The sequence below is a fragment of the Streptomyces sp. NPDC050703 genome, assembly GCF_040654435.1.
Classification (GTDB): Bacteria; Actinomycetota; Actinomycetes; order Streptomycetales; family Streptomycetaceae; genus Streptomyces.
In genome coordinates this window covers 56,478-72,642 of the sequence record NZ_JBFAHX010000001.1, presented here as the reverse complement: position 1 = coordinate 72,642, position 16,165 = coordinate 56,478, and the positions used below count along the sequence as shown (strand labels likewise).

At 72.2% G+C, this 16,165-nt stretch carries 16 protein-coding genes; 6 read left to right on the top strand and 10 right to left on the bottom strand.

Going from position 1 to position 16,165, the window contains the following annotated elements; translation table 11 throughout:
• Positions 1-98 precede the first annotated feature (98 nt).
• The 3 genes from AB0I16_RS00360 (at position 99) to AB0I16_RS00350 (ending at position 2,591) form a co-directional block, all read left to right on the top strand.
• Positions 99-899 carry an SGNH/GDSL hydrolase family protein gene (locus AB0I16_RS00360; protein ID WP_363247039.1) on the top strand — a complete coding sequence of 267 codons (801 nt, stop codon included), beginning with the start codon at positions 99-101 and terminating at the stop codon, positions 897-899.
• 97 nt (positions 900-996) lie between these two features.
• The gene (locus tag AB0I16_RS00355; protein ID WP_363247038.1) at positions 997-1,734 is read left to right on the top strand and encodes an antibiotic biosynthesis monooxygenase; all 738 of its coding nucleotides are present in this window, start codon (positions 997-999) and stop codon (positions 1,732-1,734) included.
• A 98-nt stretch (positions 1,735-1,832) separates the two neighbouring features.
• A complete protein-coding gene (locus AB0I16_RS00350; protein WP_363247037.1) occupies positions 1,833-2,591 on the top strand; it encodes an SRPBCC domain-containing protein in 759 nt (252 codons plus the stop codon).
• 22 nt (positions 2,592-2,613) lie between these two features.
• Here AB0I16_RS00350 and AB0I16_RS00345 read toward each other — a convergent pair whose 3' ends face one another.
• Positions 2,614-4,464, bottom strand: a complete 1,851-nt coding sequence (locus AB0I16_RS00345) for an endonuclease/exonuclease/phosphatase family protein (RefSeq protein ID WP_363247036.1) — start codon at positions 4,462-4,464, stop codon at positions 2,614-2,616.
• A gap of 220 nt (positions 4,465-4,684) precedes the next feature.
• Here AB0I16_RS00345 and AB0I16_RS00340 point away from each other — a divergent pair, with 220 nt between their 5' ends.
• Positions 4,685-6,136 carry a hypothetical protein gene (locus tag AB0I16_RS00340; RefSeq protein ID WP_363247035.1) on the top strand — a complete coding sequence of 484 codons (1,452 nt, stop codon included), beginning with the start codon at positions 4,685-4,687 and terminating at the stop codon, positions 6,134-6,136.
• Between the two features lie 63 nt (positions 6,137-6,199).
• Here the strand turns inward: AB0I16_RS00340 and AB0I16_RS00335 are convergent, their stop codons facing one another.
• From AB0I16_RS00335 to AB0I16_RS00325, 3 genes are all read right to left on the bottom strand, one after another.
• Entirely contained in the window at positions 6,200-6,646 is a 447-nt protein-coding gene (locus AB0I16_RS00335) for a hypothetical protein (protein WP_363247034.1), read from the bottom strand.
• Between the two features lie 27 nt (positions 6,647-6,673).
• A complete protein-coding gene (locus tag AB0I16_RS00330) occupies positions 6,674-7,840 on the bottom strand; it encodes a hypothetical protein (protein WP_363247033.1) in 1,167 nt (388 codons plus the stop codon).
• A gap of 67 nt (positions 7,841-7,907) precedes the next feature.
• Positions 7,908-8,147, bottom strand: coding sequence for a hypothetical protein (locus AB0I16_RS00325; protein WP_363247032.1), 240 nt, complete (start codon positions 8,145-8,147; stop codon positions 7,908-7,910).
• Positions 8,148-8,373: 226 nt separating this feature from the next.
• Here AB0I16_RS00325 and AB0I16_RS00320 point away from each other — a divergent pair, with 226 nt between their 5' ends.
• Positions 8,374-9,843, top strand: a complete 1,470-nt coding sequence (locus AB0I16_RS00320; RefSeq protein ID WP_363247031.1) for an alkaline phosphatase PhoX — start codon at positions 8,374-8,376, stop codon at positions 9,841-9,843.
• 230 nt (positions 9,844-10,073) lie between these two features.
• Positions 10,074-10,301 carry a CarD family transcriptional regulator gene (locus AB0I16_RS00315; protein ID WP_062771760.1) on the top strand — a complete coding sequence of 76 codons (228 nt, stop codon included), beginning with the start codon at positions 10,074-10,076 and terminating at the stop codon, positions 10,299-10,301.
• Positions 10,302-10,380: 79 nt separating this feature from the next.
• Here the strand turns inward: AB0I16_RS00315 and AB0I16_RS00310 are convergent, their stop codons facing one another.
• The 6 genes from AB0I16_RS00310 to AB0I16_RS00285 all read right to left on the bottom strand — a co-directional run bounded on the left by AB0I16_RS00310 (position 10,381) and on the right by AB0I16_RS00285 (position 16,090).
• Positions 10,381-11,559 carry a TerD family protein gene (locus AB0I16_RS00310; RefSeq protein WP_363247298.1) on the bottom strand — a complete coding sequence of 393 codons (1,179 nt, stop codon included), beginning with the start codon at positions 11,557-11,559 and terminating at the stop codon, positions 10,381-10,383.
• Positions 11,560-11,665: 106 nt separating this feature from the next.
• Entirely contained in the window at positions 11,666-11,887 is a 222-nt protein-coding gene (locus AB0I16_RS00305) for a hypothetical protein (RefSeq protein ID WP_363247030.1), read from the bottom strand.
• A 42-nt stretch (positions 11,888-11,929) separates the two neighbouring features.
• Positions 11,930-12,919 carry a zinc-dependent alcohol dehydrogenase family protein gene (locus AB0I16_RS00300; protein WP_363247029.1) on the bottom strand — a complete coding sequence of 330 codons (990 nt, stop codon included), beginning with the start codon at positions 12,917-12,919 and terminating at the stop codon, positions 11,930-11,932.
• On the bottom strand, positions 12,916-13,779 hold the full coding sequence (locus tag AB0I16_RS00295) for a carbohydrate ABC transporter permease (RefSeq protein WP_363247028.1): 864 nt from the start codon (positions 13,777-13,779) through the stop codon (positions 12,916-12,918). The genes AB0I16_RS00300 and AB0I16_RS00295 overlap by 4 nt, the downstream gene beginning before the upstream one ends.
• Positions 13,779-14,729, bottom strand: a complete 951-nt coding sequence (locus AB0I16_RS00290; protein WP_363247027.1) for a sugar ABC transporter permease — start codon at positions 14,727-14,729, stop codon at positions 13,779-13,781. The genes AB0I16_RS00295 and AB0I16_RS00290 overlap by 1 nt, the downstream gene beginning before the upstream one ends.
• Entirely contained in the window at positions 14,726-16,090 is a 1,365-nt protein-coding gene (locus AB0I16_RS00285) for a sugar ABC transporter substrate-binding protein (RefSeq protein ID WP_363247026.1), read from the bottom strand. Before AB0I16_RS00285 ends, AB0I16_RS00290 begins: the two co-directional genes overlap by 4 nt.
• Positions 16,091-16,165: the final 75 nt, after the last annotated feature.

The window sequence follows — 16,165 nt, the reverse complement described above, 5'->3', positions numbered from 1 at the left end:
GCCGTCGGACGGCCGTGCCCCCGGGCGGGGGCGCGGCCGTCCGCACTGTGCGCGGGGCCGCGTTGACGGGGCCGGGTGGCCCGGAGGAAGCTCGGGCCATGAGTCTTGCGGCCCCGCATTCCTACGCGCGCTACGTGGCGATCGGCGACAGCCAGACCGAGGGCGTCGGGGACGGTGACGAGACCCGGGGGTACCGGGGCTGGGCCGACCGGCTCGCCGAGATCCTGGCCGAGGGACGGCCCGACCTCGGCTACGCCAACCTCGCCGTGCGCGGCCGGCTGACGGCGCGCATCAAGGCGGAGCAGCTCGGGCCCGCCCTCGCGCTCAAACCGGACCTGGTCACCGTCATGGCGGGCATGAACGACCTGGTGCGCCCCGGCTTCGACGCCGCGCGGATCGCCGCCGACATCGAGGAGATGTTCACCGAGCTGACCGGGGCGGGCGCGCGCGTCGCCACCGTCACCTTCCCCGACATCGGGCGGATCGTGCCCCTCGCGCGCCGGGCGCTGCCCCGCGTCCTCGAACTGAACGCGCGGATCAGGGCGGCCGCCGACCGGCACGGTGTCGTCGTGCTCGACACGTTCCCGCACCGCGTCACCACCGACCCCCGGCTCTGGAGCGGCGACCGCCTGCACGCGAGCCCGCTGGGCCACGCCCGCATCGCCGCGGGGATGGCGGACGCGCTCGGCCTGCCGGGGCACGAGGGCTGGTGCGGCACGCTGCCGCCGCTGCCCCCGGCCTCCGTACTCGGCGCGGTGACGGGCGAGGCGCGCTGGCTCGCGGGGTTCATGGGCCCGTGGCTGTGGCGGCGCCTGCGCGGCCGCTCGTCCGGGGACGGCAGGGAGCCCAAGCGCCCCGCCCTCGCGGAGGTCCGCGCGCCGGATCACGAGAGGGCTTGACCTGAAGCGCACTTGAGGTCGGAACGTGGTGCGTACACGGCACCGGTCCGCGAGGACCGGCACCCGTGCCCACCCGACCTACGGACGGACGGCCGCCATGTCTGCCACCAGCGAACCCGAGACCCTCAGCACCGGCACCCACCCCGACCCGGCCCGCGCCGACGTGGGCCTCACCTTCGTCAGCACCTGGGCCACCGGCTCGCCCGAGCGGCAGCGGGACACGCTGATCGCCGTCGCGCGGGCCTGGGAGAGCCGCCCGTGGCCGCACCCGGGACTCCTGTCGTACAACGTGTACGCGGGCTCGGACGGCTCCACGGTCCTGCACTTCTCGCAGTGGCGTGACGAGGAGTCCTACCAGGAGTTCTTCGCGCGGGCCGGGAACGGCAGGGACGCGCGGAACGGCGACATCGACGCGGCCGTGCCGGGCATCGAGCGCCTGGGACTCACCAGGACACGGCTGTACCGCAGCTGGACCGGTGGCTCCGGGGAGCGGCGCGAGCCCGGCGCGGTCGTGATCGTGCGGGTCGACTTCGACGCCCCCGACACCGGCCGCGCACGCGCCTGGGTGGACGGCGTGCTCACCGCCCTGGACGGCGACCCGGCCGGGAAGACGGGACTGCTCTCCGCCCACTTCCACGTCAGTACCGACGGATCGCGGGTCGTCAACTACGCCGAGTGGGAGAGCGAGGACGCCCACGTCGACGCGCTCGCCGCGGCGGGCGCGGGGATCGGATCGCCGACGCCCGAGTGGCAGAGGGTGCGGGAGTTCCCCGGCGTCGTCCAGGACGACGCGGTCGCGCGGTACCGGTTCGCCTACGGCTTCCTACCGCGCTGAGCGTAGTTTCCCCGGTCGCCCCGCCGCCGAACGCCATGCCCGCCTGGACAGGCCCCGGCGGCGGCGGGACGGTGGAGGCTCCATCCCAGGGAGTCGGCATGAGCGGCAGCGGAATCGGCAGGGCCGGCACGGGCAAGGAGTTCGAGATCGCCCGCGAGTTCGAGGTCGAGGGCTCTCCCGCCCAGGTCTGGGCCGCGCTCACCACCGGTACCGGCGGCTGGTTCAGGCCCCTGCTCTACGAACCCCGCGAGGGCGGCAGCGCCCCGCACGGCGGGACCGTCGTCCGCTGGGACCCGCCCCACCGCCTGGTCGCCCGCGTCGAGGACCCGGACGCGGTGCCCGGCCAGAGCATGGACCAGCTCGACCACACCGTCGAGCCCCGCGACGGCGGCCGCCGCTCCTGGCTGCGCCACGTGCACAGCGGCGTCTTCACCGGGGACTGGGAGAGCCAGTACGAGGCCGCCACCCAGCACACCGACTTCCACCTGCACACCCTGGCCCAGTACCTGGCGCACTTCGCGGACCGCCCCGCCGTCTACTCCGGCCTCAACGGCCCGCCCAGGTCACGGGCCGCCGACGCCTTCGTCCGCCTCACCCGGGCGCTCGGCATCCCCGACGACGCCTCCGAAGGCGCCCGGGTCCGCGCCGAGGGGCCGGGCGAGGAGCTGAACTGCGTGATCGACTTCCGCAGCCGGTACTTCGTCGGGCTGCGGACGGACGACACCCTGCACCGCTTCTACGGCCGCAACCACTTCGGCGCGCCCGTCGCGCTGAGCGTCCACGACTTCGGGGCGCACGCCGACGCCAAGCGCACCGAACTGGCCTGGCAGGACTGGCTGCACCACCTCTACGGCTGAGCCCGCCCCGCCAGGAGCGGCCCTACGGGCGGAAGCGCAGCACCTGCGGGTCGTGGTCGCTGTTCTGCTCGGCGAACTCCGCGTTGATGTGCACGCTGTCGTAGGAGAAGCGGTGCCCGACCCCGGGGCTGGTCAGGATCTGGTCGAGGACCTGCGAGTTGCCCTGGTAGACGTAGGAGTAGCGCTCGCTCCTCGGCAGCGACGTGACGGCCGCGCGCAGCGCGCCCCCGTCGGTGAGGGCCTCGGTGGTGCCCGAGAACTCGAAGTCGTTGATGTCGCCGAGCACGACGACGTCCGCGTTGCGCTGCGCCTCGCGGATGTCCTTCACGAAGCCGTTCACGGCCTGCGCCTGGCGCAGCCGCTGCTCCTCCGACGAGCGGCGCGGCGGCTGGCGGTGCGAGGTGAGGCCCTCGTCGCCGCCCTTGGACGCGAAGTGGTTGGCGATCACGAAGACCGTCCGGCCGCGGAAGACGAACTCGCCGGCCAGCGGCTTGCGGCTGTTCGTCCACGCCGCGTTCCCCGGGTCGACACGGCCGGGGGAGCGGGTCAGCGCGGCCCGGCCCTTGATCCGCACGGCCTCGGTGGGCGTCGTCGCGTCGCCGCCCGGCCGCTCGGTGAACGAGACCCGCCCGGGGTTGTAGAGGAAGACCTGGCGGATGTTGCCGCCGGGCTCACCGCCGTCCTTGTTGTTCTCCGGGTCGATGGAGCGCCAGGCGTAGCGCGGCCCGCCCGCGGCGACGATCGCGTCCGTGAACTTCCGCAGGGTCGTCTCCGCCGACACCGTGCCGTCGTTCTTGGCGCCGTTGTCGTCCTGGATCTCCTCCAGGGCGACGATGTCGGGCGACGCGAGGTTCTCGACGACGGCCCCCGCGAGCGCGTCGAACTTCGCCTGCGGGTCACCCGGGTCGAGGTTCTCGACGTTGTACGTGGCGACGGCCAGCTCGCCCTTGCCCTGCTTGCGCGTCCGCTCCCGCTCAAGGCCCTTGCCCCGGACGTCGCCCAGCTCACGGGCGACCAGGGTGTAGCCGCCGTACTGGTTGAAGTCCAGCGGACCCTCGGTCGTGCCGCGCAGGACGTCCCCCACGTCCGCCTTCGGGAAGGGCTGCTCCGAGACCGGGGCGAGCTGCTGGACCTGGAGCCGGCCGCCGTTCTGCGCGGCGTAGGAGCCGTAGACGGTGCCACCGCGCCGGTTGGCGTTCTCGTGCGGCTTCACCGTCACCCACAGCTCGTTGTACGGGTCGGTCGCGCCGACCACGCGCGAACTGCCGATCCGTACGTTCATGCCCTCCAGGGACTCGTACCGGTCGAGGGCGTACGCGTGGGGCCGCAGCGGCAGCGCGTCGATGCTGCCGTCCCGCGCCGGGTCACCGGCGGGCGCGTAGCGGTCGGGCACGGACTTCGCGGTGACCGCGACCGGCTCGGGCAGGGCGTTGCCCGAGGACTCCACGGTCACCGTCGGCCTGGTGAGCTGCGTCAGGGACTGGTTGCCCGAGCCGGTGCCGCCGGGCACGTACTCCCCGACCGTCCCGGAGACCCGTACGGCGTCGCCGGCCTTCACCGTGGGCGCCGAACCGGTGAAGACGAAGACGCCCTCGCTGGTGGCCGCGTCGCCGTCCGCCGTGCCGTCGGGGGACTGGAGCCAGAAGCCCCTGGAGCCGTAGCCGCGCACCCCGGTGACGATGCCGGCCACGTCGGCGACCTGCTGCCCCAGCAGGGGCGAGGTGCGGGTGGTGCCCTGGATGTCGTGGATGCGGACCTCGTCGGCGGAGGCCGCGGGGGAGCCGGCGACGAGCAGACCCGCCGCCAGGGCGGTGGCGGCCACGGCGCTGACGGCGGCGGATCTCGGAAGGCGGGGCGTCGGTATGTGAGACATCTCGGGACTCCGGGTGAGGGTGGGGAACGAAGCTGCGGCACAGGCCCGCACGGGCGCTCTACGCGCGTCAATCTCTTGCCTGACCAGGGGAGTTGTCAAGGTTGTACGGGTGTTCCCGCGCTGTACGTTTCCTGACGGGTACATGAACCGGGCGGCATGGTGCCAAATCCGTCTAGGCTTGCGCACTGCAGAGCCCGTACCTCCGGAGGAGAACCAGCCGATGTCCGTAAGCCCCGCCACCCTGCCGCCGGTGCTGCTGCACTCCGAAGCGGAGCTCGCGCGGGCCGCGCTCGCCTCCCCGCTGCTCTCCCGCGCCGTGCGGCTGGCCCGCTGGGCGGGGCCCGGCACCCGGGTCGGCGCGGGCGGCGAGCTCGTCGACGCCCAGCTCCCCGCCGCCGCAGCCGAGCTCGGCCTCGCGGCGGACGACCCGGACGCCGCCGCGTACGCCAGCGAGGCCTGGCGCGTCGCCGTCGACACCGGCCTGATCGACGTCACGGACGCCGACGAGGAGGGCGCGGAGGGCACCGTCACCCAGGGCGAGGACCTCGCGGTGCTCTCCGGCGGCAGCCCGCAGGACGTCCTCGCCGTCTGGCTCGGCGCCCTGGACACCGTGTACGCCGACGCCACCGTGCCCGACATGGACAACCTCCTCGACGTCCTGGAGGAGAAGGGCGAGGTCGACTTCGCCGAGCTCGGCTGGGACCCGCAGGCCGAGGCCGACTTCCTCGACGGGGTCCTCGGCAACCTCTACCTCCTCACCGTGGGCGACTCCGCGGCCGGGGACGGCCCGGTGCCGCTGCCCGCCCTCGCCGCCTCGATGATCGTCCCCGACGACATGGGCGAGCCCACGGACGACGTCCTGGAGCAGGTGTCGGACGCCATGATGAAGCTCGACGACCAGTTCCGGCTCTTCGAGCCGCTCGGCCTCGTCGAGTACCAGCCGGTCGACGAGGCCCTGATGGCCGAGATCGACGACACCGAGGAGCCCGCGCCCTTCGCCGACGAGGACGTCACCCGCTACGGCATGGTCAGGCTCACCCCGCTCGGCCTGTACGGCGTCAGGGCCCGCATGCTGGAGGCCGGCGTCGACGCGCCCGCCGTCGGCGACCTCGCGGACAAGGGCGCCGACGCGCTCCTCGAAGGCACCGCGGGCTTCCCCCAGGCCGCCGCGCAGGCGGAGATCGAGCAGTGGCTCACCCGGCACGAACCGCTCGCCGCGGCCCGGGAGCTGCTCGCCGCGGCCCGCGGCGGCGACGAGAACGCGCCGCTGCGGCGGCTCCGCTGCCAGCAGGCACTCTCCCTGGTCGGCGGCGAGGCCGAGCCCGCGCTGCGCGAGGTGCTCGACGACGCCGAACTCGGCGGGCTCGCCCGGGTGTGGCTGACCGAGCGCGGGGCCGCGGACGTGCCCGCGCCGTCGGAGGCGCTGATCTTCTGGCTCACCATCGACACCCTGGCCGCGCAGCTCGCCGCCGAGGGCAACTCCGACGAGCTCCAGGGCCTGGTCGAGGGTCTCGCGCAGCAGCACAGCGGCTTCTTCGCCGCGGCGTGGCGCGTCGAGCACCCCGCCACGGCGGACGTCCTGGAGGCGATGGGCCGCCTGCACCCGGACAAGAAGGTCGCCAAGGAGGCCCGCAAGGCGGCCTTCAAGGCCAGGTCGCAGCAGGGGCAGTGACGGCGGACCGGGCGGGCCCCGCACACGGGGCCCGCCCGGCGTCCGCTCACCGCGGCGGAGGCGTCAGCACTCGTAGCGCGTGGTGTGCTTGAAGGACGACGTGGCCCCGTTGAACCCGTAGGTCCCCCGGTAGGCCGGAGGATTCTGGTACTCGCCCACGATGGTGATCGTCGAGGCGCAGCTGCCCTGCCCCGCCCGCTTCGCGTCCAGGCGGAGCGTCTCACCGATCGTGCCGCCCGTGATGTCCCACGGTGCGCCGCAGATGCCGGCGGTGATCTGACCGCCGTTCACCACGTGCGGATAGGTGTTCGGGTTGTACGTCACCTCGATGGCGAACGTGACCTGGCCGCTGTGGAGCGTCAGCTTGCACCCCGTCGACAGGTCCTGGGCCGACACGTCGGCCTGCTGCGCGGCGAACGCCTCGTCGCGCGTCTTGACCTCGGCGCCCTGCGGATTGTGGAAGCGGTGCTCCGTCCGCAGGCCCTTCTCCCCGCGTGCCTGGGTGGTCATGGGAAACCCTCCTTCCGTTCCTGACCGTCAGGCCAGCAGCTCGGCGATCTCCACGCGCAGCAGCGCGCGGACGTTCTCGATGTGGTTGGCCACGGTCACGGTCGACGAACCGGCGAAGAGCAGGCCCACCGCGACGTCGTCCTGCGAGGCGACCAGCGAACCGGAGTCGCCGCCCGCGGAGATGTTCGTCGTCAGGATCTGGTCCTTGAAGCGGGCCGTGCCCGCCGTGCCGTAGTTGACGTCGATGGTCGCGTCGACCGCCATGATCCGGCCGAAGCTGATGTTCGTCGTACGCCCGGTCTTCTTCACCAGGTCGCCGACGGCCACGTTCGCCTTGCGCCGCCAGGCGCGCGGCGCACCGCTGAAGTACTGCTCGCGCGTCGCGTCCTGGAAGTCGACCGCGCCGAGCGCCGCGTCGACGACGTTGTTGTGCCGCTCCAGCGGGATCTGCGGGGCGAACTGGATGGTGATGAACCGCTCCAGGGTGGCGATGCGGTCCGCCGGGTCCTGGCCGCCGTCGAAGACGCCGGGCTGCACGATCGCGCTGCCGAGCTGTGCCCGGTTGGAGTCGGCCAGCACGTGGTTGTTGGAGAGGATGTAGAACTTCGCCGGGACGCCGAGTCCGGAGGCCGGCGGATCGACGGACGCGCCGGGCAGGAAGTCGTAGACCACGCTGCCGAGGGTGCCCGCGGTCACCCGGACGTTGCCGACCGAGAAGCCGGACGGGCAGGGGCGCATCCGGCGCTTGAGGAGCTGCGGTTCGAACGCGCCGAGCCCCGCGAGGTCCTCCAGCTGCGGCTGCCCGAGCGCCGCGAGCTGCTCGCTGACGCTGCCGTCGGGACCGTACGCCACCGGGGCGCGGTCCTCGGCCCTGCGGCCGCCCGGCCTGCTCTGCCGCCGCTGAGCCGCGATGTGGCCGACCGCGACGACGTCGGTCGGGGTGCCGTCGTCCATCACGCCCGGCACGACGTCCCGCTCGGGCAGCATGGAGTCCGGGACCTTCTGGGTCACGAAGACCAGGACGGCTGGTTCGCCGGTGGGCCTGCCGCCCGTCCACTTCACACCGTGGCCGAAGCCGACGACGTTGGCGAGCGGCTGCTGGGGCCGCAGGAAGTCGGAGACCGCCTGCTGACGGGAGCTGTCGCTCAGCTGACCGCCGGTGGGTCCTCGCATCAGTTCGGGCTGGCTCTCCACGCCAGACCACCTCTTCACCATGGATGCAGGGTGAGGGTCCCGGGGGCGCGCCGCGGCGCCGCTCCCGCTACGTCCCGCCGCTCTGCGCGTCGACTTCGCCGATGGCGAGCACGCGTACGGGGACGCCTTCCAGCACGTCCGGAACCACGTCTTCGTCGCGGAGCCGCTCACAGGGCACCCGGTGGGTGACAAAGACGACGATCACGTCCTGGCCCGAGTGCTCGTCCCGTCCTGTGCCGACGCCGGTGACATTGGCCAGCCGCATGAGCCGGCCCTCATGGAGGCTGCGCGCCTGATGTGCGTCCACTCGGCCCGCCTCCCCGCGTGGGTGCTGCGGTTGCACGTACGTGCTGTCTATTGCCAGGGACTGCGCGGGTCAAGGTCTGCCGCGTCGATTGTTGGCCCCGCCCAGGTTCACGGAAGGATGTGTTCGGCCGTCGTGTGCCGTTCAACCGCCGTTCAGGAGCGGGCGCGACCGTTTCGCCGAAAGCAGCCAGGCCCCTCGCGCTTCGCGCCTGCCCCGAGGAGTAACCATGTCGCTCACCCGCAGGGATTTCGCCAGACGCTCCGCGATCACCGGAGCGGGGGTCGCCCTGGCCGGCAGCGTGGGCGCGCTGGCCACCGCGCCCGGCGCGCTCGCCGCCTCCGAGACCGAGGAGGCCGGCGCCGCGGGCGAGGACGGGGCGGACGGCGCCCGCGGCCATGGGCACCGCGGCCCCGGCTACGGCCCGCTCGTCCCCGACCCCGAGGGGCTGCTCGCCCTGCCCGCCGGGTTCTCGTACCGCGTGCTCACGTACAGCGGGCGCACCAAGCTGGAGAGCGGTGAGTTCACGCCGTCCCACCACGACGGCACGGCCGCCTTCCGCGGCCCGCGCGGCACCACCTACCTCGTCAACAACCACGAGCTCGGCGGCCCCCGTACCAAGTGGAAGCACCCCGTCCCGCTCGCCGAGGGGCTCGTCTACGACCCGGCGGCGGCCGGCGGCTGCACGGTCGTCGAGGTCCGGCGAGACGGCCGCGTGGCCGAGTGGGTGGGCATCGCGGGCACCGCCACGAACTGCGCGGGCGGCTCCACGCCCTGGGGCACCTGGCTGACCTGCGAGGAGACCGAGGACAAGGCCGGCCAGAACGGCATGACCAAGGACCACGGCTACGTCTTCGAGGTCGACCCGCAGGACGTGCGCGCCGGACGCCACCCCAAGCCGATCAAGGCCTTCGGCCGCTACGCCCACGAGGCCGTCGTCATCGACCCGAAGCGCGGCCACGCCTACCTCACCGAGGACGCCTCCGGTCCGAACGGCCTGTTCTACCGCTGGACGCCGCCGCACGGCTTCGAGCACGGCAGGGGCAGGCTGCGCGGCCTCGCCGACGACGCGGGTGTCCTGAAGGCACCCAAGTGCTACGACTCCGGCGGCCGTTTCGTCGACGACCTCTCGCGCGCCACGAGGACCGGCACGGTGTACGGCGTGGACTGGGTGGAGGTGCCGGACCGCGACGCGCGGACCGTGCCCGTGCGCGAGCAGTTCGACGACGGTGACGTCACGCGCGCCCGCAAGCTCGAAGGCATGTGGTGGGGCGACGGCGGTGTCTACATCGTCGCCTCCTTCGCCCGCGGCGAGAGCCCCGTCCAGCACGACGGACAGGTGTGGTTCTACCACCCCGGGCGCCGCACCCTCACCCTGAAGGTGCTGCTCGGCGTGAACCCCGACCCGGACGAGGACGGTGCCTTCGACGGCCCCGACAACATCACCGTCTCGCCGTACGGTGGCCTGGTCATCGCCGAGGACGGCGACGGCGTCCAGCACCTCTTCGGCGCGACGGAGCACGGGCGCACGTACCCGATCGCGCGCAACGAACTCAACGCGGGGACCGAGGACGACCCGTCGTACAGCGAGTTCACGGGCGTCACGTTCTCGCCCGACGGCAGGACGCTCTACGCCTGCATCCAGACCCCCGGCATCCTGCTGGCCATCACGGGTCCGTGGAAGCGGCAGCGGCGCTGAAGCGGCGGAAACCCGACGGTCCGACGCCGGTTGACCCTGCGTGACGCGGCGGTCGCGGCACGTCGACACCCTCGGTCGGAACGTCCACGCCGGTCCCCCTTTGGGGTGAAATTCGATACGGCTGGGCGTGGCGTTCCGGCTGCGGTTTGTGTGTCTGTTCCATACCGATGTGAGGGCGGTGTGAGGTCGCAGCATGGTGCGGCGGGTGTCCGTGGGCGCATACTGCGAACATGACGAGGCCCGCCGGCTCGCGCCGCCACCTGCCGAACAGTCCCTTCAACGTGCCCGCCCCGCCCGCCCCACCCGTAGAGCAGTTCGCCGTGGGAGACCGCGTCTCCCACGACCAGTACGGCCTCGGGAGGATCGTCGGTGTCGAGGGGGAGGAAGCGGTCGTCATCGACTTCGCAGGCCGCCAGGGACGGTTCCTGAGCCCCTATCCCAAGCTGGCCAAGCTCTGATCGGCCGACATCACTCCTGACACGCCGATAGGGGCGGCGGGCCGCGCATCGCGGCCCGCCGCCCCTTTCGCCCGCTCGCTCAGAGCGCCTGCGCCGCGGGCTTCACCATGCCGCGGACCGTGCGCGACTTCACGAACTGCCCCATCGCGGTCATCTCCCACTCGCCGCTGAACTGCTTGATCAGCTTCGCCATCATGACGCCGGTCTGCGCCTCGGCGTTGGTCAGGTCGAAGCGGACCAGCTCCTCGCCGGAGGCCGCGTCGATCAGGCGGCAGTACGCCTTGGCGACCTCGGTGAACTTCTGGCCCGAGAACGAGTTCACCGTGAAGACCAGGCCCGTGACGTCCTGCGGGAGACGGCCGAGGTCCACGACGATCACCTCGTCGTCACCGCCGCCCTCGCCCGTGAGGTTGTCGCCGGAGTGCTTGATCGCGCCGTTCACGATCGACAGCTTGCCGAAGTAGCAGCTGTCGACGTGGTTGCGCTGCGGGCCGTACGCGATGACGGAGGCGTCGAGGTCGATGTCCTTGCCGCGGAACGCGGGCTCCCAGCCCAGGCCCATCTTGACCTGCGAGAGCAGCGGCCTGCCGCCCTTGACCAGGGACACCGTCTGGTTCTTCTGGAGGCTGACCCGCCCCTTGTCGAGGTTGATCTTCCCGGCGCCCGGCGCGGGCGCGGCCGGCGCGGCGGCCGGCGGGGGCGGGGCCATCGGGGCCGCGGCGGGCGCCGGAGCGGGGGTGGGCGCCGGCGCGGCGGCGGGCGCGGGCTCCTCGACCGAGACGCCGAAGTCCGTCGCGATGCCCGCGAGGCCGTTGGAGTACCCCTGGCCGACGGCGCGGGCCTTCCACGCGCCGTTGCGGAGGTAGACCTCCACGATCACCAGGGCCGTCTCCGCGCCGAGCTGCGGCGGGGTGAACGTGGCGAGCACGGAGCCGTTGTCCGCGTCGCGGATGGTGGCGGTGGGCTCGATGCCCTGGAAGGTCTGGCCCGCCGCGTCCGGGCTCGCGGTCACGACGATCTTCTCGATGCCGGGCGGCACGGCCGCCGTGTCCACGGTGATCTTGTCGGGTGTGGAGCCGCCGCCCGACTGGTAGGTCACGCCGGGGCCCGAGGGCTGGTTGAAGAAGATGAAGTCGTCGTCGGAGCGCACCTTGCCGTCGGCGGTGAGCAGCAGGCCCGATACGTCGAGCCGCACCGGGGCGGCGACGTCCACCGCCACGCGGGCGGCGGTCAGAGGGATGTTCGAGCCGGGGGTCATAGCTGTCATGCCAGGGGTAACGAATGACCCCGCTTTACCGTTCCCTTACCCGCGCCGGGTTTTTCGGCACCGCCGGATTCCGCCCGTTCGGCGGCGCCGCGGGGGCTCAGCGGCGGTTGCGCGGGTGGTTCCGCGCGGTCCCTTCGTTGCCGCGCTTGTAGTCGCCCGTCCAGCGGGCCATCACGAGCTGCGGGTCCTCGCCCTCGACCTCGGCGAGGAACCGTTCGGCGCGGGCGCCGCGCAGCGTCCCCGCGGCGCGCTCGCCGTGGGTGATCGTGACGCTCCCGTCGGGGCGCAGGGCGTAGCTGAATCCATGGGGTCGCGGCATGGCCGGAAGCGTATGACCCGGCCATGCCGCGCCGGTACCGGTTTACGGCACGACGACGATCTTCCGCCCGACCCCGGAGGCGAACTGGTCCAGCGCCCGGGGGTAGTCGTCGAGCGGCACCCGGTCGCTGATGAACACCTCCGGGTCGAGGACGCCCGCCGCGAACAGCTCGGCCGCCCGCTCGTAGCTGTGCAGGACCGCCATCGACCCGGTGATGGTGATCTCCTGGTTGTAGATGCGGTACGGGTCGATCTCCACGCGCGTGGCGTAGTCCGCGACACCGAACTGGAGGAACGTGCCCGCCTTCGCGACCCGGCCCAGGCCGTCCTGGATGGCGGCCGCGTTGCCCGTCGCGTCGATCACCACGTCCCAGCCCTCGGGCCGGTCGAGCTCGTCGGCCCCGGCCGCCGACGCCGAGACGCCGAGCCGCCGCGCCGTCGCGAGGCGCTCGGGGTTGAGGTCGACCACGTCGACGCGGGCCGCGCCGGTCCGCTTGGCCAGTTCCAGCATCATCAGGCCCATCGTGCCCGAGCCGTAGATCAGCACGTGCGAGGCGAGCCGCGAGCGCAGCACGTCGTAGCCGCGCACCGCGCACGACAGCGGCTCGATGAGGGCGGCGTCCTGGGTGCGCACGTGGTCGGGCAGGCGCACGCAGTTGGCGGCGGGCGCCTTGGCGTACTGGGCGGCGCCGCCCGCCGTGGTGACCCCGATCGCGGCCCAGCGTTCGCACATGTTGCCGCGCCCCACGCGGCAGAAGCGGCACTCGTGGCAGTGCAGCGAGGGGTCCACCGCGACGCGGTCGCCGACGGCGAGCGCGCGCACCTCGCCGCCGAGGGCGACGACGGTGCCCGCGAACTCGTGGCCGGGCACCACGGGCAGGGTCGGGGCGAACTCGCCCTGGCGGATGTGCAGGTCGGTGCCGCAGAGGCCGCACGCGGCGACCTCCACGACGACCTCGCGGGGGCCGGGCGTCGGGTCGGGCACCTCGCCGACGACGACCTTGCCCACCGACTCGACGATCGCGGCCTTCATTTCACGGCTCCCAACGAAAGGCCCTGGACCAGCTTGTCCTGGGCGGCGAACCCCGCGGCGAGCACCGGCAGGGAGATGACGAGCGACGCGGCGCACACCTTCGCCAGGAACAGGCCCTGGCTGGTGATGAAGCCGGTGAGGAAGACGGGCGCGGTCTGGGCGACGACGCCCGTCAGCACCCGTGCGAACAGCAGTTCGTTCCAGCTGAAGATGAAGCAGATCAGTGAGGTCGCGGCGATGCCGGGCAGTGCGATGGGCGCCACCACGCGCGCGAGGATGGTGGGCAGCCGCGCCCCGTCGATCTGCGCGGCCTCGATGACGGCCTTCGGCACCTCGGCGAGGAAGGACTGCATCATCCACACCGCGATCGGCAGGTTCATCGAGGTGTAGAGGATGACGAGCAGCCAGATGTTGTCGAGGAGGGCGGTGTTCTTGGCGAACAGGTAGATCGGCAGGAGCCCCGCCACGACCGGCAGCATCTTGGTGGAGAGGAAGAAGAACAGGACGTCCGTCCACTTCTTCACGGGCCTGATCGACAGGGCGTACGCGGCGGGCAGGGCGAGCACGAGCACGAGCAGCGTCGAGGCGAGCGAGGCCACCGTGGAGTTGATGAGCGAGGGCCAGGGGCTCGCGCCGCCGCCCGACCCGAAGAATTCGCGGTAGCCGTCCAGGGTGAGCGAGGCGGCGAGCGAGGGCGGGTTGGTGGCGGCGTCCTCCTCCGAGTGGAAGGAGGTCAGCGCCATCCAGGCGATGGGCAGGAAGAACAGGATGCCGGCGAGCCAGGCGGCGAGGCCGACCAGGGACCCACGCGCGCGTGGACGGGTCTTCACGGCTTTCGCCGTGTCGGTGGATGCGGCCATCAGCGGGACGCCTCCTCACGGAACAGGGACGAGACGACCCGCAGGGCGAAGGTCGCGATGATCAGCGAGCCGATGACGACGAGCACACCGGCGGCGGAGGCCAGGCCGTTCTCGTGCGCCTGGTAGAAGCTCTGGTAGACGGTGTAGGGCAGATTGGCGGTGCCGAGACCGCCCGAGGTGATGGTGAAGACGGCGTCGAAGTTCTGCACGATGTAGATCGAGCCGAGGAGCGCGCCCAGTTCCAGGTAGCGGCGCAGGTGCGGCAGCGTCAGATGGCGGAAGACCTGCCAGTCGCCCGCGCCGTCCATGCGGGCCGCCTCGATCAGCTCGCTGTCACGGCTCTGCAGCCCGGCGAGGATGATCAGCATCATGAAGGGCGTCCACTGCCACACCAGGGAGGCCTCGATGGCGAGCAGCGGGGTGTCGGAGATCCAGTCGGGCTGTGCTGCCGAGTCCCCGCCCACCCAGTGCAGCAGGCCGTTGAAGAGGCCGTACTCGGGGTTGTAGAGCACGTGCTTCCACAGCAGCGCGGCGGCCACGGGCACCAGCAGGAACGGCGCGATGAGCAGCGTACGGACGAGCCCGCGCCCCGGGAAGCTCCGGTCCAGGAGCAGGGCGAGGCCGAGGCCGATGACCAGGCTCGCGAGGACGACGGACGCGGTGAGCAGGATCGTGGTCAGCACCGACTTGCGCAGGTCGGGGTCGGTGAGGACCTCGGTGTAGTTCTCGAACCCGGCGAAGCTGCGGGCGTCGGGGTAGAGGGCGTTCCAGTCGAAGAAGGAGATCACCAGGGTCGCCACGAAGGGCAGCTGGGTCACGGCGATCATGAAGATGAGGGCGGGGAGCAGGGGCGCCCTGGTGGCCCAGGCGCGCAGCCGGCCCGACGGGGGTGTCTTCGCGGCGGGCACGCGCGTGTGCCGCACGGTGGTGGTGCTCGCGGTGGCGGTCATCGTCCCTCGTACTCCTCGGAGATCTTCTCGGCGAGGTCCTGTGCCTTGTCCAGGGCCGAGGCGACGGACTGGCGTCCCGCGATGGCGGCGCTGATCTCCTGGGAGACCTTGGTGCCGAGGTCGGTGAACTCGGGGATGCCGACGAACTGGATGCCGGGCGCGGGCCGCGGCTGTACGCCGGGGTCACGGGGCCTCGCTCCCTCGATGGCGGCGCGGGTGACGTCCTGGAAGGCGGCGGCCTCCTTGCGGTAGGCGGGGTTGGCGTAGGTCGAGGCGCGCTTGCCCGCGGGGACGTTCGACCAGCCGATCTTCTCGCCGACGAGCCGCTCGTACTCCTTGCCCGAGGCCCAGGAGATGAACTCCCACGCCTTGTCGGGGTTGCGGGAGGCCTTCTGCATGCCCCAGGCCCAGGTGTAGAGCCAGCCGGAGTTCTCCGTCCTCGCCACCGGGGCGGAGACGTAGCCGATCTTGCCCTTGACCGGGGACTTGGCGGATTCGAGCGAGCCGGCGGCGGCCGTCGCGTCGTACCACATGGCGGTCTTGCCCTGGGTGAGGTTGTTCAGGCACTCGGCGTACCCGGACTGGGCGGCGCCGGACTCGCCGTGCTCGCGCACGAGGTCCACGTAGAACCGGGTCGCCTTCTCGAACTCGGGGGAGTCGAGGCGGGCGTTCCAGTCCTTGTCGAACCAGGTGCCGCCGAAGGTGTTCACGACGGTGGTCAGGGGCGCCATCACCTCGCCCCAGCCGGGCAGGCCGCGCAGGCAGATGCCCTTCATCCCCTTCTCCGCGCCGTCCACCTTCGCGGCGAGGCCGGCGACCTGCTGCCAGGTGGGGTGCTCCGGCATCGTCAGGCCGGCCTTCTCGAAGACGTCCTTGCGGTACATCAGGAAGGACGACTCGCCGTAGAAGGGCTGCCCGTAGAGCTTGCCGTCCTCTCCGGTGAGGGACTGGCGCATCGGCGGCAGGATGTCCTTCTCGTCGTACGCGGTGTCCTTGCGCGCGTAGGAACCGACCTCGTGGAGCCAGCCGTTCTTGGCGTAGATGGGTATCTCGTAGTTGCTGAGGGTGGCGATGTCGTACTGGCCCGCCTGGTTGGCGAAGTCCTGGCTGATCTTGTCGCGGACGTCGTTCTCGGGCAGGACGGTGAAGTTCACCTTGATGCCCGTCTCCTTCGTGAAGTGGGCGGCGGTGAGCTTGCGCAACTCCACCATCTGCGGGTTGTTCACCATCAGGACGTTGAGGGAGTCGCCTGAACCGGTCCCGCCGGCGCCGGCCCAGCAGCCGGTGAGCAGTGGGGCGAGCAGCGTCCCTGCGGCGGCAGCGGCGAGCGCGCGCGGCCTCCGTCGGCTCCGGGTTCGCATGAGTGCTCCTGGACGTAGAGGGGTCATATCGGGGTGATCGGGGCGCGTCGGGGCGTGCGGGGACCCGGGGCGGCC